Raw genomic sequence first — 24,091 nt, 5'->3', positions numbered from 1 at the left:
ACTGTCGGCGCGCATGAGTGAAGGCCACGTGTCCCGCCGGACCCTGCTGGGGCTGGCCGCTGTCGCCGGTACCGCCACGCTGGCGGGTTGCGCGGAAGGCGGCGGCAAGGAAGACCCGCCGAGCAAACCGTCCTCCGAACCGGGCAGAGCCTGGGACCACCTCCACCTCGCCGAGGACTGGGGCGGCGAGTACGTCTCGCTCGCCGCCACCGACCGCGACAACGTCTGGGCGCTGGGCGTACACGGGCTCTCCTCCGACGAACCGGCGGGCACGCGTCTGTTCCTGGACCACTGGGACGGCAGAAAGTGGCGGGAGCACGAACTCCCGGACGAACTGCCTTCGGGCGAAGGGCACTTCGGGCTGACCGCGGCCGGTCGGGGCGACGGCGTGTGGCTCGTCGCCCGGTCGAAGGAGGGCGAGCTGCACGCCCACCGGTGGGACGGCGACGCCTGGCGGACGCTGCCCCGGACCGCCCCGGCCAAGCCGGCCGGCCCCGACTTCTCCGGCACGGACATCCCGCTGGTCGCGGCGGAGCCGGACCTGCTGTGGCTGGTGCTCGACGGCGAGGTCCGGCACTGGTCCGGCTCGGGCTGGCAGGCCCCCGCGCTGACGTTCACCGCCACCGATCTGGCCGTGCTCCCCTCGTCCGACGGCGGCACCCCGAAGGTGTGGGCGGTGGGGCGGACGGCGACCGAGTGCGAGGACGGCGAGTGTTATCCCCAGCCCGCGAGCGCACGCTGGGGCGACGGCGGATGGAGCCCCGTCGAGATGCCCGCGTACCGCTTCCCCGACCCGGTACCGCCCGAGGCGAGCGCCGGTCTGGACGCGGTCGTCGCGGACGACGACCGGCTGTGGGCACTGGGACGGCACGACTTCAACCACGGCGAGGTGGAGGACGAGCCCGAGGCGGAGACGATCCTCCTGACAGGGGACGGAACGGGCTGGTCCAAGAGCAGACTGCCCCGTCTGAACCGCGCCGTCTCCACCGCGACGACCGTCGCCGACGGTCACGGCGGCCTGCTCCTGGACCACGGGCGCCACCTCACCGCGGACGGCAAGCTCCACCGCGTCGCCTGGCCGCCCGAGGTGCCCGGACCCGGCGAAGGCGGCTCCCCCTCCCCCGGCGGACGTCGCGGCAAGCAGCAGATGAACTGGAACGTCGCCTGCCGGGTGCCCGGCACCGCCAAGATCCTGGCCGCGGGAGCGGTCCTGGCGCCGAACGACAGCGACGGCACAACTCCCAGGCGCGCGACGGTCGTTCAGCTGGAGCTGCCGGACGGGGAGTGACCCCCGCCAGCTCTGCCAGCCCCGCCAGCCGCGGCGGGCGCGGCGGGCGCGGCGGGCGCGCACCTGCCCGCTTGCATGTGACGGGCCGGTGTTCGCCTGCGTCAGGCCGGACGGATGGATGACCGGAGGGCGGAAGGGCCCAACTGACGCCCGACAGGCCGGACTTCGACCGGTCGGCACTCGGAGCGGCGGAACGTGCGGGTGGGCGACGACCGTCGCGGCGGCGACGCCAGCAGTGGCGGTAACGGTCAATGGCACGGTCAGCGGTACTTAAATGCGCTTCTGTCGCCGATTGGCGGTGCAGAAAGGGGACTTGGGGGTAGCGAGCATCCCGAGGAGCGCGAAGCGCGGGGTCGACGCGCGTAGCACGCTGCCCAACTCCCCGTTCACAGCGCGTACTTCGTTCCCACCGCCCCAAGAGCCCGCGTCAGCACAGGAGTCGGACCATGTGTGAACACCACGGAGAGCCCACGGACATCCAGCCCGAGGCCGAGCCTCCCGGACGCAGCTCGTCCGGGCGTCGCCTGTCCAGACGCGGATTGTTGGCGGGCGCCGGCGCCGGGCTGGGCCTCGCCCTGGTCGGGGCACCCCGCCTGGCACAGGCGGCAAGCACACTGTCGATGAACGGCGCCTGGTGCGATCCGGCCCGCGGTTCCTTCCCCAACGGCGGGCACTTCGGCGCCCCCAGGGGCAACGCCAAGCACGCCGGGCAGGACATCTCCAACCCCGTGGGCACCGCGTTGTACGCGGCTGCCGCGGGCACCGTGATCCGGCGCGGCGTGGGCGTGCTGCCCGGCCGCACCGGCAACGGCATCGTGATCGACCACGGTGGTGGCACGTACACCTACTACGGCCATCTGAACTCGTTCTCGGTCTCACAGGGCGCCAAGGTCGTCGCGGGCCGTCCCATCGGCACGATGGGGGCGACCGGCAACGTCACCGGCCCCCACCTGCACTTCGAGACCCACACCGGCGGGCTGGGCGCGGTGGTCGACCCGGTGCCGTTCATGAGTGCGCGCGGGGTGGACCTGCGCGGCGGCTGGTGCCGGCTCAACCCCGGTGCCTCCGGTCAACGGGTGCGCGCGGTCCAGTCGTTGATGAACCAGCGCGGTGCCGGGCTGGTGGTCGACGGCGCCTACGGGAAGGTTTCCAGCGACGCGGTGAAGGCGTTCCAGAAGAGCAAGGGCCTGGTGGCGGACGGCCAGGTCGGCCCGCTCACCTGGCCGGTACTCGTGTACACCCTGCGGCAGGGCGCGAAGGGCGACCATGTGAAGGGCCTGCAGGCCGTGCTGAACAAGCGCGGCGCGGGGCTGGTGGTCGACGGCGAGTTCGGCGGTGTGAGCACCACGGCGGTTCGCACCTTCCAGGGCGCCAACCGATTGGTGGTCGACGGCGAGGCCGGGCCGCTCACCTGGCAGGCACTCGTCGCCTGAGCCCCGAGTACGACCCTCGCCCCTCGGCTGCGGCACCGCCGCGACCGAGGGGCGAGGCGCTGACGGGCGAGGCGCTGACGGGCGAGTGGGACGGGCACACGGAACCGGTGCCGTGCAGTTGCCCCCGAGCCCCACCGAGCCCCGAGCCAGACCCTGCCCTGCCGAAAGGGGTTTCCGAGAGTTTCCGCAACCCGTGCACCGGTTGTGGACAACTCCGTTCCCCGCCGCGGCTACCGGAGGAACCCGGGTGTCCCCCGGCGGCGGAGGTAGTCGGCCGTCTCCGTCGGGCCGAGGTGGGGCACCAGTACGCAGTAGCTCAACTGCCCCAGTTGACCGGGTAGTTGGTCGGTCCGGCCGGCAGCGACGTATTCGTGGACCGTGCTGTAGACCCCGCCGACGACCGCCGACCGCAGCTGTACGGCGTCGACCGGCGGCGGTGGCACGGGCGCTTGGTGGAAGAACCGGTGGAACCGGCGCAGCAGTCGCGCACGCGCCGTACGGGCCGCCGGCCCCGCGGCGTCGATCTCCACGATGGCCATCGTCGCGAAGACCGGCACCTGGGCGAGTACGTCGAGCAGCGCGGCGAGTGCGGCGCATATCCCGTCCTGCCAGGGCGCGTCACCACCGCCGCCGGTGCCGCCGGCCGTCGCGCCGTCACCCGTGGTGCCGTCGCGACGGCCGGCGGCTTCGGAGGCGTCGTCGTAGGCGGCGCTCATGTGTCTCAGCAGCAGGTCGGTGCCGTGGCGGTAGGCGGCGAGGAAGGCGTCCTCCTTGCCGGGGAAGAGCTCGTAGAACACCGGTCGGGTGACACCTGCCGCCCGGCAGATGTCGGTGACCCGGGCCCCCTCGTAACCCTTGGCCGCGACGGTGTGGACGAGGCCGTCGTAGAGGCGGTCGCGCTGGGTCGCGGCGACGGACTCGGGCGCCAGTCCGCTGGGCCCGCGTTTGATCGCCCGAGCGGGGTCGCGCCCCGGCCTGGCACCCGGCACGAGCACACAACCGCCGGTCTGCGGCTGCTCGTTGCGGTCCTCTCGGTCGGCAGTCATTTCTTGCGCTCCCCCTTGACGGCGCTCCCACCCCGGGTTACAAACCTCAGGAGTTCTTTACTCCCGGGCAACATCCCGATGTGCGTCCGGTGACTCCCTCAAGCCGGCCACCGCTCCTGACAGTCAAGACCGGTTCGCCCCCGACGGCCAGCCTCCGGCCGGAATCCGCGGGGACGCGACTGCGGGACCCTCCAGTACGGCGCCACCCTGTGCGACCTTCGACGGTCAGCCTCCGTCGGAGACCCAGCCTCGGCACCCCCAACGAGAGGTCATGTCATGCGCAGATCAACCGCACTCCGTTCCGCGGCACTCAGCGTCGGCGTCGCCGCCGCGCTCTTCGCCTCGACGGGCTCCGCAACCGCCCTGGACGGAAACGTCCTGACCAACGACAGCGCGGGCGGGACGGCGGTGGCGGTCGGCGACGTCCTCTCCGCCGGTCTCGCGGAGGGCACCAACGCGACGTTCTTCGACAGCGCGGACGGCAGCACCGGCGTCACCTGTGCGACTTCCGGGTTCAAAGCCACCATCGGGGACAACCCCACCGCCCCCGGCACCGCCACCGGCTCCCTCGACTCGCTGACGCTGACCGACTGCACCGCCAACATCCTCGGCGTCACCAGCGTCGCCATCACCGTCGACAACCTGCCGTACACGCTGGGCGTCAGCAGCGGCGAGGGCAACCCCGTCACCATCAGCGGCGAACCGATGAAGATCAGCGCCGAACTGGACACCCTCATCGGCAAGATCACCTGCGTGTACGAGTCGACGAGCATCAGCGGCAGCGCGAACAACGCCGACAACAGCATCGCCTTCAGCAAGCAGGAGTTCACCCGCAGCGAGGGCCCGAGCAACTGCTTCTCGCCGGGCTACTTCACCGCCACGTACAGCCCGATCCAGAACGAGACCGCGGGCGGCAGTCCGGTCTTCGTCAACTGACCCGCACCACGGGCAGGTTGACGAGGAGCCGCTGACCGGTTCGCAACCGGGCGCAAGGCACTGAACCGCCGCAGCCGTCGGGCGTTCGACGACCGGAGCGGCGACGGTGACCGGCGACCGGCGCGACCGGAGCCGGCGGCGCAACCGCGACGCCCGGTACGCACGGCCCTCCCGGGTGGGCCGAGGCGTACCGGGCGTCGCCACGTCCGCCCACGGACAGGCCGCCGGGCCGCCCCTGCCCGGCTTGCAGTACGGGTTACAGGCGCCCGGCGCGGTACGGGCAACACGGGCCCGGCGCGGTACGGGCGATGTGCTCGGCGCGGCAGTGCGAGCGGTGCGCCCGGCGCCGCGGGCCGCGAGCACGCCTGGGCAATGGAGCGCCGAGTGCGCCTGGCTATCCTCGACGGACGGACGAACGCGGCCCGAGCGCCGCGAAAGGGCACCACCAAGGGGGATCACGACATGCGCAGAACCGCGAACGGGGCCGTACTCGCGACAGCGGTCGCACTGGTACTGACCGGCTGCGGCAGCGACGGGGGCGACAGCGAGGACGGCGCAAAGAAGGACACGGCCTCCTCGGGGCCGTCCGACCCGAACAGCGGCTCGGACGACAGCAGTTCGGGGGACGGCGGCTCGGACGACGGGGCCTCGCAGGACAAGGGCTCCGACGGCTCGGGCGACGCGGACGGGGAGACCCGCGAGGTCACCCTCGAAGTGACCGGCGAGGGCACCGTCCTCGGCGCCGTCATCTACATGACGAACGAGATGAAGACCGAGACGGTCAAGAAGCTGCCGTGGACGAAGACCGAGACGCTCGCGCTGAGGGGCGCGGAGACCGAGGTCGGCCGGGCGGTCACGCTGACACCGCCCTCGGTCCAGAATCCCGACGGCAAGCTGGTGCCCGCTCGCTGCGTCATCAAGGTCGACGGGAAGACGATCGCGGACAACGCGGACAACGACCCGGGCGACAGCAGCTGCAAGGCGTCGGTCAAGTAGCCCCGCCCCGAAGGCTTTCCGGCCGCCGAGGCGAGAGCGAGAACCAACGGTGAACGGGTCACCACAACGAACGCACGCTGCAACCTGACCGAGGTCGCCGAGCAGTCGACCGAAGTCCGAGGTTGAGGCTCATTCGTACGCGTGGTGAACGTCCCTCATTGATGCGAACCATCGCCTCCGCGGCCGGTTGGGGACTTCCGCGCCGGCCCCCGAGAGCCCGACTCGCAGCCGCACCGCCGCGGCCGCGCCAAGGGCTGTCAGGCAGGGCTCAATCGGAGAACCGCATTCCCAGCCACTGCTCGGCGCCCCAGGCATGGAACCGCTCCACCTCGGTGAACCCCAGCTTCGCCGCGAGGCGCATTGATGCGACGTTCGCGATCTGGGTGGTGAGCACTACCGACTCTCCGGGAAGGACGCTGTCGAGCCAGTCGAGTGCGGCCCCGCACGCCTCAGCGGCGTACCCGAACCCCCATGCCTGCGGCAGAAACAGGTAGCCGAGGTCGGCTTTCCCCACGGCAACCGGGCAACTGTGCTCCGTCGCCCGCCTGAGGAGGACCTGGCCGATCATCTCCTCGTCAAGATCAACAACGAAGCTGCCCGGCCGCCTCCCCGGCACTTCGGGCATCTCACGCGCAAGCTCGCGACGCGGGCGGGGACCACCCAGGTAGGTGTGCACCTCGGGCGAGGCGTGCAGCTCGATGAAGGCGGCACGGTCCCGCCCCTCGGCCTGACGAAGAACGAGCCTCTCGGTCCGGATCGGTGCGGGAGGCCAGCTGACAGGCCCGAGCTCAGTCATGTCGCGCAGCCAATCAGCACGCTCGGCAGCGATCAAGGCTCGCAGTCGGTCAAGCCGCTGCCGCAGGGCCCCTGTCCCACTTGGGCGGCTCTCAACGAACCACGCCGGCCGGGGCGAAATGCCTCCCGTTCCCGTGGCTTCGGCTTCGGCGGCTGCGGACCGTGCGACGAAGCGCCGTTCTGCACTCGGGCTTTGTGAACAGGGCCGCCCCGTCCGACGCAAGACGCCGTCGTAGGAACGGTGTTGAGCCGACGGGCGGGGAAGGCCATGCCAGTACGAGCCACCTCGGGCTGGGTCGGCGGTACGGGCTCGGCTCAGGGTGCCGGTCGTACTCCGCAGGCGGCGCGGAAGGCCCGGAGCAGTGGCGCTCGCAGCACCTCGGCCGGCTCCTGGCGGCAGGCGACGGTGTGCACCAGCCCCATCACGGCCAACTGGGCCGCCACCGAACCGTCCTCGGGCCGCGCCTCGGAGCCGGTCACTGAGCCCGTCGAGGTGTCGGTCGAGGTGTCCGTCGAGGAACCGGCCGCGGATTCACCGGAAGTGCTGAACTCCGCGAGCGTCTCCGTACGGTGGTCGTTTAGCTCGGTCAACACGCCGCTCTCCGCGCGGAGTTCGGTGCGCAGCATCGGCAGACCGGAGTCGAGCACCAGGCCCACGCTGGCGCGGTGCCGCAGCGCGAGGTCCACCAGATCCGCGGAGGCCCGCATCCGTCGCTCGGGTCCCGGCGGCAGAGCCGCCCAGGTCGCCCGGAGCGCCGCGAACTCCGCCAGCGGAGGGGCGAGGACCGCGGCGAGCAGCCGTTCCTTGGAGGGGAAACGGTGCAGCAGGCCGGTCTTCGAGTAGCCGACCCGATCGGCCACCTGCTGGACGGAGGTGCCCAAGTAGCCCTGGGCGCGGAAGAGTTCGGCGGCCGCCTCGATGATCTCGGCATCGACCTCGGCGCGGGTGGGGCGGGGCAAGGCGTTCTCCTGTCGTGAGTCCGCGGCCGGTCCGGACACTGGGCCGGCCCGATATGGACCCGGCACGGTTCCGGTTCCGGTCCGGAGCCGGGCCCCGAGGGGCGGCAGGTCGTGGGGCCGGACCGAACGTAACAGACCAAGTGGTCCCTCTCCGACCGAGTGGTCCGGCAGACCGTCGCCGACCAGTGCCGGAACGGATTGTCAGTGCCGTGCCCTACGGTTCGTTCGACCCCTCGATCCCGCTCGGCCCTCGGCCGTTGTCGCGCACCGTCACCGTTCCGCCGTCGTTCCCACTCGCCTCTCAGCCGCCTCCCAGCCCGTTCCCACTCGCCTTCCCAGCCGTCATCCGCTGTCGCTCCCGCCGTCGCCGGTCGCTGTCACCGCTCCTCGTGATCCGGCTCGGCCCCGCAGAGAAGGACGTACCCATGCCCGCCGAGCCCCCGGCCCTCGACCGCACCGCGACCGGGCCCACAGCCGCCGGCCACGACTCCCCCGCCGGTGGGAGCGCGGCAAGCGCCCCCGCTGCTCTCCCGCCCGCGCTCGCGGTCCCCACCACCGCCGACGGGCACGCCGTCATCCAGGTCCGCGGTGCGCGCGAGAACAACCTGCGCAACGTCTCGGTCGATCTGCCCAAGCGTCGGCTCACCGTCTTCACCGGCGTCTCCGGATCGGGCAAGTCCTCGCTCGTCTTCGGCACGATCGCCGCCGAGTCGCAGCGGCTGATCAACGAGACGTACACCGCGTTCATCCAGTCGTTCATGCCGAGCCTGGGCCGTCCCGACGTGGACGGGCTGCACAACCTGAGCGCCGCGATCATCGTCGACCAGGAGCGGATGACGCCCAACTCCCGTTCCACGGTCGGCACGGTGACGGACGCCTACACGATGCTGCGGATCATCTTCAGCCGCCTCGGCAGCCCGTACGTCGGGCCGTCCTTCCACTTCAGCTTCAACACCCCGGACGGGATGTGCCCCGACTGCGAGGGCATCGGCGAGGTCTCCACCATCGACCTCGACGAGCTCGTCGACCGCGAACTCTCCCTGAACCAGGGCGCGATCACCGCTCCCGGGTACGCGGTCGACTCCTGGCAGTGGCAGGTCTACGCGAGCTCGGGGTTCTACGACCCCGACACCAGGCTCGCCGACTTCACGGCCGAGGAGTGGCACGCGCTGATGCATCTGCCCGCCACCAAGGTGAAGGTCGGCAAGAGCAATCTGAGCTACGAGGGCCTGGTCCCCAAGATCCAGCGCACGTACCTGAGCAAGGACCGGGAGGCGATGCAGGCGCACATCCGCACCTTCGTCGACCGGGCCGTGGTCTTCGCGACCTGCGGCAGCTGCGGAGGCAGCCGGCTCAGCCCGGCCGCGCTCTCCGCGCGGATCGACGGCCGCAACATCGCCGACTGCTCCCGGATGCAGATCAACGACCTCGCCGCCTTCCTGCGCGGCATCGAGCCGGGCGACACCGGCCCGCTGCTGTCCAATCTGCGCGAACTGCTGGACTCCCTGGTCGAGATCGGGCTCGGCTACCTCAGCCTCGACCGCCCCTCGGGCACCCTCTCCGGCGGCGAGGCACAGCGCGTGAAGATGGTGCGGCACCTCGGCTCCAGCATCACCGACGTCACCTACGTCTTCGACGAGCCGACCGTCGGTCTGCACCCGCACGACATCCGGCGGATGAACGACCTGCTGCTGCGCATCCGCGACAAGGGCAACACCGTGCTGGTCGTGGAGCATAAGCCGGAGGTCATCACGATCGCCGACCACGTCGTCGACCTGGGGCCCGGCGCGGGGACCGCCGGCGGCGAGATCTGCTACACCGGTGACGTCGCCGGCCTCCGCACCTCCGGCACCCTGACCGGTCAGCACCTGGAGCACCGCATACGTCCCAAGGAGACCGTGCGGGAGCCGCGCGGCAGGCTCTCGATCACCGGAGCGAGCAGACACAACCTGCGGAACGTCGACGTGGACATCCCGCTGGGGGTGCTCACCGTGGTCACCGGGGTGGCCGGCTCGGGCAAGTCCTCCCTGATCCACGGTTCGCTGCCGGGCCGCGAGGGTGTGGTGGTGGCCGACCAGACACCGATCCGCGGTTCGCGCCGCAGCAACCCCGCCACGTACACCGGGCTGCTCACCTCGATCCGCAACGCCTTCGCCAAGGAGAACGGCGTCAAGGCGTCCCTGTTCAGCGCCAACTCCGAGGGCGCCTGCGCGAAGTGCGGCGGTATCGGGCTCATCCACACCGATTTGGCGATGATGGCCGGTGTGGCGTCGCGGTGCGAGGAGTGCGAGGGCAAGCGCTTCACCCCGGAGGTGCTGAACCACCGGCTGCGCGGCAGAAACATCCACGAGGTGCTGGAGATGTCGGCCGCCGAGGCGCACGACTTCTTCCCCGGCGGCCAGGCGCACAAGGTCCTCGGCCGACTGGTCGACGTGGGCCTGGGCTACATACGCCTCGGCCAGCCGCTCACCACCCTGTCCGGCGGTGAGCGCCAGCGCCTCAAGCTCGCCATCCACATGGCGGAGAAGGCGGCCACCTACGTCCTGGACGAGCCGACGACCGGCCTCCACCTCGCCGACGTCGACCAACTCCTGGCGCTGATGGACCAGTTGGTCGACGCGGGCAACTCGGTCATCGTCATCGAGCACCACCAGGCCGTGATGGCGCACGCCGACTGGATCATCGACCTCGGTCCCGGCGGCGGGCACGACGGCGGCGAGGTCGTCTTCACCGGAACCCCGGCCGATCTCGTCGCCCACGGCAAGACGCTCACCGCGCAGCATCTGCGCGAGTACGTGGACCGGCACGACGAGCCGTGACCGACATACGCTGACGAATGAGGGTGACAGCATGAAGCGGACGGATCGGGCACAGAAGTGGGTGCCGGCGGACAGCGGACGGGTGTACGCGGCCCTGGTGGACGCGGACGCGCTGGCGCAGTGGCTGCCGCCGGAGGGGATGCACGGCCGGTTCGAGCACTTCGACCCGCGGCCGGGCGGTTCCTTCCGGATGGTCCTCACCTACCTGGGCGACGACGAGGGCAACGCCAAGTCCGGCGAAGGGCAGGACGTGGTGGAGTCCCGGTTCGTCGAACTCGTGCCGGGCCGACGGGTGGTGCAGGCGATCGACTTCGTCTCGGACGACCCCGCCTACAGCGGCACGATGACGATGACCTGGGAGCTGACGCCCGGCGACGGCGGCACCCTGATGGAGATCCGCGCCGAGGACGTGCCGTCGGGCATCTCCGCGGAGGACCACGCCGCCGGGCTCTCCTCGTCGCTGTCGCACCTCGCGGCACACCTCGCACAGGACACACAACCGGACGAGTGACCCGGGGCAGGTGAAGGGTGCGGCGGTTCGGCGGGTGCGCGTGGTGCATTGCTTGCGCGAGGTGAGTGGCGTGCGCGGGATGAGTGGCGTGCGCGGGCAGGCGCGGGGCGCCCCGGGTGTGCGGCACGTGCGCGGGACCGCCGGGCGTCTCAGCTGCTGCGCCTCTTGCGCAGGGTCTGCGAACACCAGCCGATGACAAGGGCGTTGACGAGCCCGCCGATCGCCACGGCCACCAGGAACGACGCGGCGTGATCGGGCAGCAGGACGAGGACGAAACCGAAGGGCGCGGTCGCCAGGACGGGCACGACCCCCGCCATCGACTCGCCCGAATCGTCGAGACCGGTCACCGTCAGCGCCCAGACCACCAGGGCGGCGACCAGGGCCAGATAGCCGAGCGCCACCGGGTCGGTGAGGAACTGGCGGATACGGCCGGCGAATCGATTCATGGTGAACTCCTCTGTTGTACGAGCCTGTTGAGTCGTGCCCGTCGGATCGGGGCTGGGCTGGTCGGGGGCGGTGGGTCGGGGCTGTCGGGTCGGGGGCGGTGGGTCGGGGGGCTGTCGGGTCGGGGCCGGTGGCTGCGGAAGGGCTGAGGTCGGGGGCGGGCAGGGACGGGCACGAGGGCTCGGCAGGGTCGGCCGGCCTTGTGGCCGAGCGAGCGCCCAACTCCCGTGCGCCGTGCGTCGTGCGTCGTGCGGCATCCGGCCGTGCGTAACGGCTGTGCCGCTCCGGTGCGGGCAGAGCCGGCGCCGTTACGGGTGCGGCGCGGTCAAGTCGCGTACGGACCGGGCGGGTTGGGGCGTACGAGGCCCAGGTCGTAGGCGAGGATCGTCGCCTGGACCCGGTCGCGCACCCCGAGCTTGTGCAACAGCGCGTTGACATGGGATTTCACGGTGCCGACGGCGATGCCGAGCTGATCACCGATCTCGGCGTTGCTCAGTCCGGTGGCGAGCAGGCCGAGCACACGGCGTTCGCGTTCGGTGAGGTTCGCCGAATCGGGAGGCATCCGATCGTCCGCACGGGAGCGCCCGGACCCCGGCTGTGCCGCATAGTGGCCGATGAGTCGGCGGGTCGCGGACGGTGCCAGTACGCTCTCACCGGCCGCCACCACCCTGATTCCGCGCAGGAGTTCGCCCGCGTGGACGTCCTTCAGCAGAAAGCCGGACGCTCCCGCGCGCAGTGCGTCGAAGACGTACGAGTCGAGGTCGAAGGTGGTCAGCACCAGTACCCGGGGGCCGTTCGGCACGGCGGTGATGATGCGGGTGGCGGCGATGCCGTCGACCTCCGGCATCCGGACGTCCCTGACGACCACGTCGGGCGCGAGTTCGCGTGCGAGGTGCACCGCCGCGGCACCGTCGGCGGCCTCGCCCACGACGCACATGTCCTCCTCGGCGTCGATCACCGCGGCGAACCCCGCCCGGACCACGCCCTGGTCGTCGACGACCAGCACCTTGAGACTCACCGGTTCCTCCTGTCGTGGTCCCGCTCCGTGCCCGACCCGCGGTCCGCCGCACCGTCACCGAGCGGCAGCGAAATGCGGAACGCCCCCGGTGAGCCGTCGAATCGGGCCGTCAGTGTGCCACCGAGCGCGTCGACGCGGGCCGCAAGACGCGCTGCCGCCGCGGGCCGCTCGGCACCCGCCGCCCCGGTCGCCGTGATCGTCAACTCGGCCTCGTCCGCGTCGAGTTCGACCGTGGTGACAGCGGCCGGAGGCTGCGGGGCAGCGGCGGAGAGGAGCGTCTCGGTGAGGTGGTACGCGGCGAGGTCGACTGCTGCGGGCAGGCGCTGCGGTACGCGAGGCGTCAGCCGGATCCTGACGTCTCGGCCGGTGGCCCGGGCCTGGCGGGCGAGCAGATCGAGGGCGTCGACCGTCGGCTGCGGACGGCGCGGAGCGCCGGAGCGATGCGCGTCAGTGCTGTCCTGTGTCGCGCCGGAGCCGTCTCGCGTTTCGCCGGACAGATGCGTCTCGCCGGCCGGGTGCGCCTCACTGTCGCGCGCATCGCCGTCGTGCGCGTCACTGTGGTGCGCATCGCCGTCGCGCGCATCGTCGGCCGGCTGCGCGTCGCGGGCTGTGCGTGCTTCGCCCGAGGGGCGGGTGGTGTCGGCGGCGTGGACGGAGTCGAGCAGGGCGCGCATCGCCGCCAGCGCCTCGCGGGCCCGTTCGGCGGTCGCCTCGAGCCGTCCGGCCTCGGCTTCCGCGGCCATGTCGGCGGTGCGTGCGAGCACGGTCGTCTCCAGTCCGGCGGTGATGCGGCGGCGTTCGGCCCAGGCGTCGCGCACGGCCGCCTCGGTCCAGTCGTCGATGCGCGCCGCGTGTGCGTCCTCGGCCTCGCGCCTCCGACTACCGCGCCGCAGGCCGGCCGTCTCGGCGGCGCCGAGCAGCGCCGCGGCACCGGCCGCACATCCCGCGACCACCGCCCAGAGCGGCAGCGTCGTACCGCGTCCGAGCACCGCGGCGACCGCCGCCGCGGTGTGCACCGCCACGCACACCGCCGGTGCGATCAGCCCCGCCGAACCGGCGACACCGGCAGCACCGGCGACACCGGCAGCACCGGTGACACCGGCCCGGCCGCCGCGCCCGGTCGCGGTGCCGTCGGGGCGGGGGCGTTCCTGGCCGACGAGAGCCGCGCAGGTGGCGACGGCGCTCAGCAGCGGCGGCAGCAACACCGGCCCTTCGTACTGCCCCGCGGCCATGGCCACCGGCCACAGCGGTACCAGCGCGAGCAGTGCGAACTGCGCCGTGCGCGGCGAACGGCGCAGCCACAGCAGGGCGACGGCCTGCGCGGCGGCGAGCAGCGCGAACAGCACTCCGGCCGGAATCTGCCAGTCGCCGCTCGGCTCGGCCGGTGTCCGCGCGGTACTGAGCACCAGCGTCGACAGCAGCGGCTGGGTGCACAGGCCGAGGGCCACGACCAGCTGTGCGGCCCGGTGACCGACCGGTTCGGTCCGTTCCACCAACACAGCGGCCCGGCCCGGGAGTTCGGCGCGGACCTCCCAACCGCCCTCCGGGCCCGGGCCGGTCCGCAGCGTGCCGCCGGCCTCCCGTGCCCGCGAGCGGAGCGACCCCTGCCCGCGTCCGCCGCCGAGTCCCGCGGCGTGCGCGGTTGCGCCGGCGGGCGGTGCGGCGTTGGTGATCCGCACCTCGGTCCGTGCCTCGCCGTATCGGCAGACCACCGTGGTACGGGCGCCGGGGGCGTGGCGGGCCACATTGGTCAGCGCCTCGCGGACGATGCCGTACGCCGCGTCGGCGACAGCACCGTCGGGCAGCGGGTCGATCTCGTGCTCGATGACCCCGCCCAGCCGGCCGAAGCCCGCGACGAGGTCGAGCAACCGCTCGTGCGGGGAGGGGAGTTCGTCCGCCGACGCCGCGGGCGAGCGTACGGCGGTGAGGGCAGCGGTGACCGTACGGCCGGTTTCGGCGGCGAACTCCAGTGCCTCACCGGCGAGTTCGGGTCGCCGCTCGTGCAGGCTGAGCGCCGCACCGGCGGTGACGACGACAGCGGTCAGATGGTGCGCGCTGACGTCGTGCAACTCCCGTTCCATCCGCCGGCGTTCGACTGCCGGGAGCCGGTGGCGCTCCGACTCGGCGCGTTCCAGGCGGAGTTCGGCCGCCCCACGGGCCCGACGGTTGCGCCGTACCAGCAGCCCGCCGCCGCAGGCGCCGGCGTGGAGCAGCGCGGTCAGGACGAGGTCGAGCCCGTGGCGGTCGCTGAGGCCGTGCAGACTCACGCCGTGGACGAACTGCCAGCCGGAGAGCGCGGCTGCGCACAGCACCGCGGTGAAGGTGTCCCGTTCCGTCGCCACGGTGTACAGCGCGAGCGCGATTCCGGCCGTGCCCAGTACCGCGGTGCCACCGACGGGCAGCGCCCCCGCGCCCAGCGCACAGGCGGCGACGGCCGGCAGCAGCGCGAGCACGGGCCGCGAGCGGCGCACTGTGAGCGCGGCCGTCACGGTGCCCGCGGTCAGCAGCGCCACCAACAGTTCCGAGGCGGACGGCACCGATCCGCGCAGCAGCGATCCGCCCGGCCACACCAGGGCCTGGAGGCAGAGCAGGAGAGCCGGCAGCAACCGGTCGTCGTCGCGTTTCACGTGGCCAGGCTAGGTCCGGGCCCACTCCGTACGGCTCGGGCTGCGGGGCGATATCCGGGCGACGGCTCTCTATCGCTGGTTCGAGTCCGGCCTCGTCCGACCGGTCGAAGCACCTCGCGGGACAGCACCCGTCACCAGCCGCACCGCCGCCACCCGTACGCCCCGTCCCCATACGTCCACCGCACATACGCCCGCCCGCCTCACCGGAGACGACGGCGGGGCGGGTCCGAAGACCCGCCCCGTGCTGCGCCCGTCGGGCCGGCCGGCGACCCCGCCGACCGGTCCGACGGGCGTCAACCGCCCTGTCGGCAAAGCGTGTTACGCCGCCGCGCCGAGCTTCTCCCCCGCCGCGGTCCCGGCCGCGGACTCCTCGGTCCGGGCCCGGCGGCGCAGCACGTACCAGAGGACCTCCAGCGTCACACCGGCCGTCACGGCGACGCCGACCGCGGTCCAGGGCGCCTGGGTGCCGACCAGGCTGATCTGGAAGAAGTCCTGGAGGAACGGCACGGTCAGCACGGTCGCGAACGACAGCGCCATGGTGCCGACCAGCAGCACCCGCCACCAGGTGTACGGGCGGGAGATGATCGCCAGCGCCCAGAGCGCGACCAGGAACAGGGTCAGACAGGCGATGGAGGTCTCCGCCTCCAGGTTGTCGTCGTACACCGACCGCGCCATCAGGTACGACACCGTGGTGGCGACCGCGGCGAGGCTGCCCGCGGGGATCGCGAACCTCAGCACCCGGCCCACGAAGTTGGACTTCGCGCGCTCCTTGTTCGGGGCGAGCGCGAGGAAGAAGGCCGGGATGCCGATCGTCAGCGAACCGATCAGGGTCAGATGCCGCGGCAGGAACGGGTACGGGGTCTGCGCGAACACCACGATGATCGCGAGCAGCGCTCCGTACACCGTCTTGGTGAGGAAGAGGTTGGCGACCCGCTCGATGTTGCCGATCACCCGACGGCCCTCGGCGACCACCGACGGGAGGGTGGCGAAGCTGTTGTTCAGCAGCACGATCTGGGCTACACCGCGCGAGGCCGGGCTGCCGGAGCCCATCGCGACTGCGATGTCCGCGTCCTTGAGCGCCAGTACGTCGTTGACGCCGTCACCGGTCATCGCCACCGTGTGGCCGCGCGACTGGAGTGCGTGCACCATGTCCCGCTTCTGCTGCGGACCGACGCGGCCGAAGATCGTGTTGCCCTCGACCTCGTCGGCGAGCCGGTCGGGCTCGCGCGCACCGTCGGGCAGGCCGCGGGCGTCCACCGGGTGCTCGGCGCCGGGCAGTTCGAGGCCACGGGCGACCGCGCCGACGGAGAGCGCGTTGTCGCCGGAGATGACCTTGGTTTCCACGCCCTGGTCGGCGAAGTACCGCAGCGTCTCGGGGGCCTCGGGACGGATGCGCTGCTTGATCACGACCAGTGCCACCGGGGTGGCCGCCGCCGTCGCGGTCGCCGGCTCGGCGAGCAGCGCGTCCAGTTCGGCCGAGCAGCGGGCCAGCAGCAGGACCCGCAGTCCCTTGGCGCCGTACTCGTCGACCTCGGCGAGCGCCTCGTGGCCGGCGGGCAGCAGCACGTCGGGGGCGCCCAGCAGCCAGGTCTCGGTGGCACCCGCGGCGGTGCGCACGGTGGCGCCGCTCCACTTGCGCGCCGAGGAGAACGGGGCGCCGCCGACCACCGACCAGCCGGAAGGGGCCGGGTAGCGGTCGATGATGGCCTGGAGGCTGGCGTTGGGACGCTCGTCCGCGCTGCCGAGCGCGCCGAGCACCGCGTCCACGTCGATGTCGGCGGGCGCGTCGCCCAACCGGTGCACGGTCTCGACGTCCATCGAGGCCTCGGTGAGCGTGCCGGTCTTGTCCAGGCAGACGGTGTCGACCCGGGCCAGGCCCTCGATCGCCGGCAGCTCCTGGACCAGGCACTGCTTGCGGCCCAGCCGTACGACGCCGACCGCGAAGGCGATCGAGGTGAGCAGCACCAGCCCCTCGGGCACCATCGGCACCAGACCCGCGACCATCCGGCGCACGGCCTCCGGCAGATCGCCGTCGTTGATCGCCAACTGGCTGATGATCAAGGCGATTCCGGCCGGAATGATGACGTACGTGACGTACTTCAGGATGGTGCTGATGCCCTGCCGCAGCTCCGAGTTGACCAGCGTGAAGCGCTTGGCCTCCTCGGCGAGCTGCGCCGCGTACGCGTCCTTGCCCACCCGGGTCGCGGCGAACGCACCGCCACCGGCGACGACGAAGCTGCCGGACATCACCGGGTCGCCGGGCTCCTTGACGACCGGATCGGCCTCGCCGGTGAGCAGCGACTCGTCGACCTCCAGGTTGTCGGTGAAGACGGCCTGCCCGTCGACGACGATCTTGTCCCCCGGCCCGAGCTCGATGACGTCGCCGAGCACCACCTCGGACGGGCTGATCTCGACGACCTCCCCGTCGCGCCAGACCGACGGACGGGTCTCGCCGACGATGGCCAGCTCGTCCAGGGTCCGCTTGGCGCGCACCTCCTGGAAGATGCCGATCAGGATGTTGGCGACGATCACGCCGCCGAAGAGACCGTCCTGGATCGGGCCGACGATCATGATGATGACGAAGAGCACACCGATGATCGCGTTGATACGGGTGAAGACGTTCGCCCGCACGATCTCGCCGACGCTGCGGCTGGACCGCGGCGGTACGTCGTTGACCTGCCCGGCGGCAACCCGTGCGGCGACTTCGGCGGAGGTCAGTCCGACTCCTCGCGAGGCGTGATGGGCACCCCCGGACTCCTGTCCGGCCGACGAGTCCGTCGACTCGTCGATCGTGTCCAACCGTTCACTCATGCGTGATGTCCTCCGCGCTCGCGCAACCGTCCTGCAGGGCCCCGGGAGAACCCACCCGGCTGACCGTAGAGCGTGCGGGCCGATCGCACCATTCACCTTCGTCGCCCGTCGGGTCTGACGAAAGTGAGAACACCCGCTCCGGCGGGTCCCTGCCCGCCCCCGCTGGGACGCGACGCGGGCGGCCACGGTTGCGCCCACCGCCCGCGAAGTGCGGCTTGTGACCAGCGCAACCCCGCCGACCGGTGCGACCCCGGAGACGCCGGGGCGCCCGGCGCCGTACGGGCCGCGGCGCTGCGTTCGGGCCGCGGGCGCTGCGTTCGGGCCGCGGCGCTGCGGCCCGTACGGCGGGCGCTGCGGTTCAGTGCACGTCGCGCAGCCGGAAGGCCGTACCGGCCACCAGCAGTACGACCGCCGTGTAGCCGGCGACCAACAGGAGCGACGCCCCGGCGCCGAGACTGCCGACCACCTCCGCGCCGGCGTCGGAGGTCTGGATCACCTTCTCCAGCGCGGCGGTCGGCGAGACGCCCGCCACCCAGCCCTGGAAGTCGCCGAAGAGCGGGCCGAGGAGGGACGGCAGCAGGAGCACCGCCACCGCCGCGGTCACCGCACCCGCCGAGTGGCGCACCAGCAGTCCGATCGCCAACCCCAGCAGCCCGGAGACGGCGAACGACGCCGCGGCCCCGAACAGCGCGGGCAGCGGCTCGCCCTGTGCGTACGTCCCGCTCGGCAGCAGTGCGTCTCCCAGCAGGTACGCGGCTGTGCACGAGACCAGCCCCACCGCGTACAGCACCGACGCGACCAGCGTCGTCTTGGCCGCCACCACCGTGCCGCGGCGCGGACAGGCAGTGAGCGTCGTACGGATCGTGCCGCTCGCGTACTCGCCGCTGACGACGAGCACACCGAACACGGCCGCCAGCATCTGGCCGAGGACGGCCAGTGTGAGACTGCCGCCCAGCACGGTGTCGTCGGGTTGCAGGCTCTCGCTGAGGGCGACGAACACCGCGCCGAGAGCGGTCACCGCGCCGGTCGCCACCACGGTCCACAGCGTCGAGCGGACGCTGGTGAATTTGACCCACTCGTGGCCGAGCGCCTGCCGGAAACCGGCTCTCCCGGCGCCGGGCCGGGACTCGGCCCGCTGTTCCGTCCTGGGTGTCCTGTTCACCTCGTCCGCCCTGTTGTCCGTCCTGTGTGTCCTGTCCGTCCCGGTGTCCCCTTTCATCGGGCAGCCTCCTTCTCGGGCCGGGCGCGGTAGCGCGCGGCGGGTTGGGCCAGCTCCGTGTAGACGTCCTCCAACGAGGAGTGGCACGGAGTGAGTTCATGGATCGCGTGTCCGTACCGACGGGCGAGATCACCGATGACCTCGGCGCGCAGCCCGTCGACTCGCCAGCCGCCTCGCGGCTCCGGCCGCCACTGCGCGCCCCGCCCCTCCACCAGTGAGCGCAGGCACTCCGGCTCGGGCGTGCGGACCAGCACATGACCCTGCGAATGGGTCTCGATGAAGTCCCGCATCGTGGTGTCGGCCAGCAACCGTCCCCGGCCGACGACGATCAGATGGTCCGCGGTGAGTTCCATCTCGCTCATCAGATGGCTGGAGAGGAAGACCGTACGGCCCTGCGCGGCAAGGGACTTCAGCAGATCGCGGATCCAGCGGATGCCCTCGGTGTCCAGCCCGTTGACCGGTTCGTCCAGGATCAGCACCTCGGGATCGCCGAGAAGCGCGGCGGCGATGCCGAGCCGCTGGGCCATGCCCAGGGAGAAGCCGCGCACCCGTCGGCGCGCGGTATCGGCGGGCAGCCCCACCAGCTCCAGCACCTCGTCGACCCGGTCGCGCGCGATGCCGTTGCTGACCGCGAGGCCGAGCAGATGCCGGTGGGCGGACCGCCCGCCGTGCACCTCCCCCGCGCCCAGCAGCGAACCGACCGTGCGCAGCGGCGACGGCAGTCCGGTGTACGGCACTCCGCCGACCGTCACGCTGCCGGAAGTGGGAGCGTCCAGGCCCAGGATCAGCCGCATCGTGGTCGTCTTCCCGGCTCCGTTCGGGCCGAGGAAGCCGGTGACGCGGCCTGGTTTCACGTGGAACGTCAGTCCGTCGACGGCGAAGTGGTCGCCGTAGCGTTTGGTGAGCTCTCTTGCTTCGATCATGTTTCCGAAGCTAGGAGCGTGCGCCGCGCCTGCCATCCGCCGCCGGGAGTCGGCCGCTACACCCCACGTCGTACCCCGGCCTCAGCCAGGTCAGGCACAGCACCGGGCGCAGCCGGTGGCCCGCACCGCCGCGGCACCCACGACGTCGCGCTCAGACCGGGCCGCCGCCCCGTCCTCCGGCCCGCACCAGCCCCGTCTCGTACGCGAGCACCACCAGCTGCGCACGGTCCCGGGCGCCGAGCTTGGTCATCGCCCGGTGGACATGGGTCTTCGCGGTGTACTGGCTCATCAGCAGCTCACGACCGATCTCCTCATTGGTCAGCCCGGCCGCCACCAGGGCCATCACCTCGCGTTCACGGTCGGTGAGCGCACCGAGCCGTTCGGCACCGGCCGCCTCCGGCGCCGCGAGCCTGGCGAACTCCTCGATCGTCCTGCGCGTCACCGCAGGGGCCAGCAGCCCCTGGCCGGCCGCGACCGTACGGATCGCCGCACGCAGTTCCTCGGGCTCCACGTCCTTGAGCAGAAAGCCCGCCGCCCCGCTCCTCAGCGCCTCGAAGACGTACGAGTCGATCTCGAAGGTGGTCAGTATCAGCACCCGGACGCCGTTCAGCGCGGGATCCGCGGCGATTCTGCGGGTCGCCTCCAGCCCGTCGATGCCGGGCTTCCGGATGTCCATCAGCACCAGATCCGGCCGGGTCATCCGTACCGCCTCGACGGCCTGCACACCGTCCGCGGCCTCGGCGACGACCACCAGGTCCTCGGTCAGTTCGAGCAACGCCCGGAATCCGGCCCGCACCACCGTCTGGTCATCGGCCAGCACGATCCGGACGCGTTTCGCCTCAGCAGTCGCGGCAGGCTCGGCCGTACCGGACGGCTCGTACGCCCCGTCCGGCCCGTACACCCCGGCGGACCCGGGACCTGGCGTCTCCTGCTCGGTCATGCTGCACAGCGTACGGCGCGACCAGCGCCGCGCACCGGGCGTTCGGCCCGCGCGAGCGCGGCGCGCGGGACGCCGTGCACGAGCCGCGCGGCGCCATGCACGAGTCGGTGACGCCGGGACGACGGGGAAGCCGGGGACGCCGAACCGGGACCCGCGGGTGCCGGGGCGCCGACGCTCGACCCGGCTCGTACGACCGGGCCCGACCGGCCCTTCTGCGGCTCTCCGCGTCCTGGTGCCTCGCCTTCAGGACGCCGGATTCAGGGCGCCGGATTCAGGACGCGGGCTTCAGGACGCCGACGGTTTGCGTCCCTCGCCCGGCGGGCCGGCGAACGCCTGCGCGAAGTCGAGCCAGGCGTCGGCCTGTTCGCCGTGTGCGACCACCGCCAGATCGTCGCGGTGACGTCTGCGGGTGACCAGCAGACAGAAGTCGAGCGCCGGGCCGGTCACCCTCTGGTCGGCCTCCTGCGGGCCCCAGACCCACAACTGGCCGTCGGGGCCGAGCAGTTCGACCCGGAACGGCTCGTCGGGCGCGGTCCGGCCGTTGACCATGTGCGAGAAGTCCCTTGTGCGGACGCCGAGATGGGCGACGTTGCGCAACCGGGCGGTCGGGGCGCGGACCACGCCCAGCGCGTCGGCCACGTCCTGGCCGTGCGCCCAGGTCTCCATCAGCCGCGCCGTCGCCATCGACATCGCACTCATCGGCGGCCCGAACCAGGGCAGTTTGGTGCCGGACGGCACCTCGGCGAGCGCCTGTGCAAGCGCCGTTCTGGTCGCGCGCCAGTGGTCGACGAGATCGGCGCGCTCGGCCGCCTCCGCCGCGGCCCGGTCGACATACCCCTCCAACTCCGCCATCGCGCGCTCCAGTTCGGCGCGGAACGCGTCCGGCCGGGTGGCCGAGAGCAGCGCGACCTCGTCCGTCCAGGCGAGATGCCCGATCTGGTGCGCGACGGTCCAACCGGGCGCCGGTGTCGGGGTGCTCCAGCCTTCGGGCGGCAACTCCCGTACCAATCGGTCCAGTTCCTCGCCCTCCGCGCGCAACTCGGCGGGCACGCCGGTCATACGGGAGGTGCGGGCCTGCGCGTCGGCCGCGCCTGCCGGGTCCTGTGGGGTTTCGGAGGAGGTCACGCCTCAACGTCGCACGCGGCACGGCGAAGGACAACACCCCGACGGCCCGAACGCACCCCGCGACGTCCCGGCCCGCCACCACCCGTCGTCCGTCGTCCGTCGTCCGTCGCTCGTCGCTCGTCGCTCGTCGTCCGTCACCCGTCACCCGTCCCCCGTCACCCGTCACCCGCTGGGCGCCCCGCTTCGCCTCCTGCGAGCAGCTCGGACAATGTGCGCGGCCCAGGTGCGGGCGGAGGCAGCTCGGCGTTCCCCGTGGCACGGTGTGTCCATGTCTCTCGACGTGCGCCCGGCCACCGCCTTCGACGACGTCCGCGCGCTGGTGGGTCCCAAGTCCCCTGCCGCCAACGTCTGCTGGTGCCTGAGCTACCGGCTGCCCTCGAAGGTCAACAACGAGCTGCGCGGCCCGGCCCGCGGCGAGTACGTGGCCGGGCTCGTACGCGAGGACCCGCCGCCGGGCGTGCTCGCGTACGAGGGCGGCGAACCGGTCGGCTGGGCCGCCGTGGCGCCCCGCGCGAACACCTCCTTCGCCCGCAACCGCAAGATCCCCCACGTCGACGAACTGCCGGTCTGGTCGCTGTGGTGCATCCGGGTGCGGCCGGGCCACCGCAAGAAGGGCATCTCGCACGAACTCATCGCCGGCGCGGTCGAGTTCGCCCGTGAACGCGGTGCGCCGGCGGTGGAGGCGTACCCGCTGGACAACAGGGGCGCCCGGGTCGACCTGACCATGGCCTATCCAGGGTTGCGCCGGAACTTCGAACGCGCGGGTTTCGTCCACGCCGCCGACACCACCTCCGTACTCGCCGGCCACCCCCGCGTCCTCATGCGCCTCGACCTGCGCTGATCGGCGGGATCACCCCCCGGCGCCCCCGCGCTCCGGACCCGTCGCGGCTCGGCCGCCGTCCACCGGCAGCCACGCGCGGACGGCGAAGCCGCCGCCCGGGCGCGGCCCGTGCTCCAGCTCCCCGCCCGCCGCGACGGCCCGCTCCCGCATTCCCACCAGCCCGAACCCGGCGGCCCGCGCCCCGTGCTCCGGCGGTCGCTCGGGTCCCTCGTCCGCCACCTCCACCAGCAGCCGCCCCGGGGGGCCGGCGACCGTCACCTTCACCCGGCGGGCCCGGCTGTGGCGGCGTACGTTGGTCAGCGCCTCCTGGACGATCCGGTACGCCGCCAGCTCCACCACGAGCGGCAACTCGCCCTCCCCCGCGGCCTGTTCACGGGTCAGGTCGACCAGCAGCCCGTCCGCGCGCGCCCGGTCCACCAGCTCGTCGAGATCCGCGAGCCGGGGCGTGGGCGCGGTCGAACCGGGCTCCTCCCGCAGCACGGCGAGCGTGGCCCGCAGCTCCCGCACGGCGTCCCGGCCCGACGCCCGCACCTGCCGCATCGCCTCGGCCGCCACCTCGGGCCGGCTCTCCCGCGCGTCCAGTGCGAGTCCGGCCTGCACGGTCATCCCGGTCACCGTGTGCGCGACGATGTCGTGCAGCTCGCGGGCGATACGCACCCGCTCCTGCCGCACCCGGCGGGCGGCCTCCGCCTCGCGCTCCGCCTCGGCCCGTTCGGCGCGGTCCGCGTACTCCCGCAGCAGTTCCGCCCTGGTCCGTACGACCTCGCCGAGCAGCAGCGGCACCAGCGGCCACACCAGCTCCAGCATCGGCGCACCCTGCGGGTTGGCCCGGCCGCCGACCGTGAGCGCGACCAGCCCGGACAGCGCCGAGGCGACGACCGCCGTCACCACGGTGCGACGGCGGTCGCCCTGCACCGCGACGGTGTACAGCGCGACGATGACGGGGAGGTTCAGCAGCTCGCCCACATGTCCGTTCAACGCCCAGCCCGCGCACGCCGCGCCGGTCGTCAGAGCGACCGGAACCGGCCAACGGCGCCGTCCCAGCAGGGCCACCAGCGAGACCGCGAGCAGCACCCACGTCAACGGACCGGCGGGCTCGTACCCCGGGTAGCTGACCGCGGCGTCCGCCCCCGTCAGCAGCCCCACGACCACGACGACCAGCACGTCCACGACCACCGGCGAGATCCCTCGCACCAGCCCCGCCACCCGCTCGACCGTCACCATGCCCCGACGGTAGGCACTCGCCGACGGCCCCGCATACGACACGAGGAGTAGCTCCCCCTCGAAAACCACCCCGAACCAGACCAAAACGAAGGGAATACTAGCGCCAGAGATAGTATCGCCAGCGATACTATTCCC

19 protein-coding genes are annotated in these 24,091 nt (G+C 72.4%); 7 read left to right on the top strand and 12 right to left on the bottom strand.

The features are described 5' to 3' along the window. Positions 1 to 13: 13 nt before the first annotated feature. Together MTQ01_RS01945 and MTQ01_RS01940 are read left to right on the top strand one after the other, a co-directional pair. Complete coding sequence (locus MTQ01_RS01945; RefSeq protein WP_247486539.1) at positions 14 to 1,288, top strand: hypothetical protein; 1,275 nt, start codon at positions 14 to 16, stop codon at positions 1,286 to 1,288. Positions 1,289 to 1,734: 446 nt separating this feature from the next. After that, on the top strand, positions 1,735 to 2,721 hold the full coding sequence (locus MTQ01_RS01940; RefSeq protein WP_247486538.1) for a peptidoglycan DD-metalloendopeptidase family protein: 987 nt from the start codon (positions 1,735 to 1,737) through the stop codon (positions 2,719 to 2,721). A 230-nt stretch (positions 2,722 to 2,951) separates the two neighbouring features. On the opposite strand, the gene MTQ01_RS01935 is transcribed toward MTQ01_RS01940, so the two are convergent. Beyond that, positions 2,952 to 3,767, bottom strand: coding sequence for a TetR/AcrR family transcriptional regulator (locus MTQ01_RS01935; RefSeq protein ID WP_247486537.1), 816 nt, complete (start codon positions 3,765 to 3,767; stop codon positions 2,952 to 2,954). Positions 3,768 to 4,043: 276 nt separating this feature from the next. Between MTQ01_RS01935 and MTQ01_RS01930 the strand changes: the two genes are divergently transcribed. Both MTQ01_RS01930 and MTQ01_RS01925 read left to right on the top strand, forming a co-directional pair. Then, on the top strand, positions 4,044 to 4,703 hold the full coding sequence (locus tag MTQ01_RS01930) for a Tat pathway signal sequence domain protein (RefSeq protein WP_247486536.1): 660 nt from the start codon (positions 4,044 to 4,046) through the stop codon (positions 4,701 to 4,703). Between the two features lie 462 nt (positions 4,704 to 5,165). Then, on the top strand, positions 5,166 to 5,699 hold the full coding sequence (locus MTQ01_RS01925; RefSeq protein WP_247486535.1) for a hypothetical protein: 534 nt from the start codon (positions 5,166 to 5,168) through the stop codon (positions 5,697 to 5,699). Between the two features lie 268 nt (positions 5,700 to 5,967). Here MTQ01_RS01925 and MTQ01_RS01920 read toward each other — a convergent pair whose 3' ends face one another. Together MTQ01_RS01920 and MTQ01_RS01915 are read right to left on the bottom strand one after the other, a co-directional pair. Next, entirely contained in the window at positions 5,968 to 6,495 is a 528-nt protein-coding gene (locus tag MTQ01_RS01920; RefSeq protein ID WP_247487648.1) for a GNAT family N-acetyltransferase, read from the bottom strand. 314 nt (positions 6,496 to 6,809) lie between these two features. Next, positions 6,810 to 7,454, bottom strand: a complete 645-nt coding sequence (locus MTQ01_RS01915) for a TetR/AcrR family transcriptional regulator (RefSeq protein ID WP_247486534.1) — start codon at positions 7,452 to 7,454, stop codon at positions 6,810 to 6,812. 425 nt (positions 7,455 to 7,879) lie between these two features. On the opposite strand from MTQ01_RS01915, the gene MTQ01_RS01910 reads away from it, so the two are divergent. Both MTQ01_RS01910 and MTQ01_RS01905 read left to right on the top strand, forming a co-directional pair. Next, positions 7,880 to 10,273: an excinuclease ABC subunit UvrA gene (locus MTQ01_RS01910; RefSeq protein WP_247486533.1), complete on the top strand. Its 2,394-nt coding sequence runs from the start codon at positions 7,880 to 7,882 to the stop codon at positions 10,271 to 10,273. Between the two features lie 31 nt (positions 10,274 to 10,304). Then, complete coding sequence (locus MTQ01_RS01905; RefSeq protein ID WP_247486532.1) at positions 10,305 to 10,784, top strand: SRPBCC domain-containing protein; 480 nt, start codon at positions 10,305 to 10,307, stop codon at positions 10,782 to 10,784. Positions 10,785 to 10,933: 149 nt separating this feature from the next. Here the strand turns inward: MTQ01_RS01905 and MTQ01_RS01900 are convergent, their stop codons facing one another. From MTQ01_RS01900 to MTQ01_RS01865, 8 genes are all read right to left on the bottom strand, one after another. Beyond that, the gene (locus MTQ01_RS01900) at positions 10,934 to 11,230 is read right to left on the bottom strand and encodes an SCO4225 family membrane protein (RefSeq protein WP_247486531.1); all 297 of its coding nucleotides are present in this window, start codon (positions 11,228 to 11,230) and stop codon (positions 10,934 to 10,936) included. A gap of 323 nt (positions 11,231 to 11,553) precedes the next feature. Beyond that, positions 11,554 to 12,246, bottom strand: a complete 693-nt coding sequence (locus MTQ01_RS01895; RefSeq protein WP_247486530.1) for a response regulator transcription factor — start codon at positions 12,244 to 12,246, stop codon at positions 11,554 to 11,556. Next, on the bottom strand, positions 12,243 to 14,873 hold the full coding sequence (locus MTQ01_RS01890; protein ID WP_247486529.1) for a histidine kinase: 2,631 nt from the start codon (positions 14,871 to 14,873) through the stop codon (positions 12,243 to 12,245). Before MTQ01_RS01890 ends, MTQ01_RS01895 begins: the two co-directional genes overlap by 4 nt. A 318-nt stretch (positions 14,874 to 15,191) precedes the next feature. Then, entirely contained in the window at positions 15,192 to 17,684 is a 2,493-nt protein-coding gene (locus MTQ01_RS01885) for an HAD-IC family P-type ATPase (protein WP_247486528.1), read from the bottom strand. Between the two features lie 358 nt (positions 17,685 to 18,042). Next, positions 18,043 to 18,846: an ABC transporter permease subunit gene (locus tag MTQ01_RS01880; RefSeq protein WP_247486527.1), complete on the bottom strand. Its 804-nt coding sequence runs from the start codon at positions 18,844 to 18,846 to the stop codon at positions 18,043 to 18,045. A 53-nt stretch (positions 18,847 to 18,899) separates the two neighbouring features. Continuing rightward, positions 18,900 to 19,826, bottom strand: a complete 927-nt coding sequence (locus MTQ01_RS01875) for an ATP-binding cassette domain-containing protein (protein WP_247486526.1) — start codon at positions 19,824 to 19,826, stop codon at positions 18,900 to 18,902. Between the two features lie 151 nt (positions 19,827 to 19,977). Beyond that, entirely contained in the window at positions 19,978 to 20,766 is a 789-nt protein-coding gene (locus MTQ01_RS01870; RefSeq protein WP_247486525.1) for a response regulator transcription factor, read from the bottom strand. Positions 20,767 to 21,051: 285 nt separating this feature from the next. Then, entirely contained in the window at positions 21,052 to 21,825 is a 774-nt protein-coding gene (locus MTQ01_RS01865; RefSeq protein ID WP_247487645.1) for a TIGR03084 family metal-binding protein, read from the bottom strand. A gap of 334 nt (positions 21,826 to 22,159) precedes the next feature. Here MTQ01_RS01865 and MTQ01_RS01860 point away from each other — a divergent pair, with 334 nt between their 5' ends. Continuing rightward, positions 22,160 to 22,732, top strand: a complete 573-nt coding sequence (locus MTQ01_RS01860; protein WP_247486524.1) for a GNAT family N-acetyltransferase — start codon at positions 22,160 to 22,162, stop codon at positions 22,730 to 22,732. A 9-nt stretch (positions 22,733 to 22,741) separates the two neighbouring features. On the opposite strand, the gene MTQ01_RS01855 is transcribed toward MTQ01_RS01860, so the two are convergent. Next, on the bottom strand, positions 22,742 to 23,956 hold the full coding sequence (locus MTQ01_RS01855; protein WP_247486523.1) for a sensor histidine kinase: 1,215 nt from the start codon (positions 23,954 to 23,956) through the stop codon (positions 22,742 to 22,744). Positions 23,957 to 24,091 lie beyond the last annotated feature (135 nt).

This window comes from Streptomyces sp. XM4193 (assembly GCF_023072595.1).
Taxonomy (GTDB): Bacteria; Actinomycetota; Actinomycetes; order Streptomycetales; family Streptomycetaceae; genus Streptomyces.
Note: the sequence above shows the minus strand (reverse complement) of the source record. Positions and strands in the feature narration are given on the sequence as shown.

What these genes read in the sequence shown, in the direction of transcription:
- MTQ01_RS01875 (WP_247486526.1), bottom strand. Translation starts at nt 19,826, where the DNA reads ATGATCGAAGCAAGAGAGCTCACCAAACGCTACGGCGACCACTTCGCC.
- MTQ01_RS01885 (WP_247486528.1), bottom strand. Translation starts at nt 17,684, where the DNA reads ATGAGTGAACGGTTGGACACGATCGACGAGTCGACGGACTCGTCGGCC.
- MTQ01_RS01935 (WP_247486537.1), bottom strand. Translation starts at nt 3,767, where the DNA reads ATGACTGCCGACCGAGAGGACCGCAACGAGCAGCCGCAGACCGGCGGT.
- MTQ01_RS01870 (WP_247486525.1), bottom strand. Translation starts at nt 20,766, where the DNA reads ATGACCGAGCAGGAGACGCCAGGTCCCGGGTCCGCCGGGGTGTACGGG.
- MTQ01_RS01860 (WP_247486524.1), top strand. Translation starts at nt 22,160, where the DNA reads ATGTCTCTCGACGTGCGCCCGGCCACCGCCTTCGACGACGTCCGCGCG.
- MTQ01_RS01865 (WP_247487645.1), bottom strand. Translation starts at nt 21,825, where the DNA reads ATGACCGGCGTGCCCGCCGAGTTGCGCGCGGAGGGCGAGGAACTGGAC.
- MTQ01_RS01920 (WP_247487648.1), bottom strand. Translation starts at nt 6,495, where the DNA reads ATGACTGAGCTCGGGCCTGTCAGCTGGCCTCCCGCACCGATCCGGACC.
- MTQ01_RS01910 (WP_247486533.1), top strand. Translation starts at nt 7,880, where the DNA reads ATGCCCGCCGAGCCCCCGGCCCTCGACCGCACCGCGACCGGGCCCACA.
- MTQ01_RS01855 (WP_247486523.1), bottom strand. Translation starts at nt 23,956, where the DNA reads ATGGTGACGGTCGAGCGGGTGGCGGGGCTGGTGCGAGGGATCTCGCCG.
- MTQ01_RS01900 (WP_247486531.1), bottom strand. Translation starts at nt 11,230, where the DNA reads ATGAATCGATTCGCCGGCCGTATCCGCCAGTTCCTCACCGACCCGGTG.
- MTQ01_RS01930 (WP_247486536.1), top strand. Translation starts at nt 4,044, where the DNA reads ATGCGCAGATCAACCGCACTCCGTTCCGCGGCACTCAGCGTCGGCGTC.
- MTQ01_RS01905 (WP_247486532.1), top strand. Translation starts at nt 10,305, where the DNA reads ATGAAGCGGACGGATCGGGCACAGAAGTGGGTGCCGGCGGACAGCGGA.
- MTQ01_RS01945 (WP_247486539.1), top strand. Translation starts at nt 14, where the DNA reads ATGAGTGAAGGCCACGTGTCCCGCCGGACCCTGCTGGGGCTGGCCGCT.
- MTQ01_RS01940 (WP_247486538.1), top strand. Translation starts at nt 1,735, where the DNA reads ATGTGTGAACACCACGGAGAGCCCACGGACATCCAGCCCGAGGCCGAG.
- MTQ01_RS01925 (WP_247486535.1), top strand. Translation starts at nt 5,166, where the DNA reads ATGCGCAGAACCGCGAACGGGGCCGTACTCGCGACAGCGGTCGCACTG.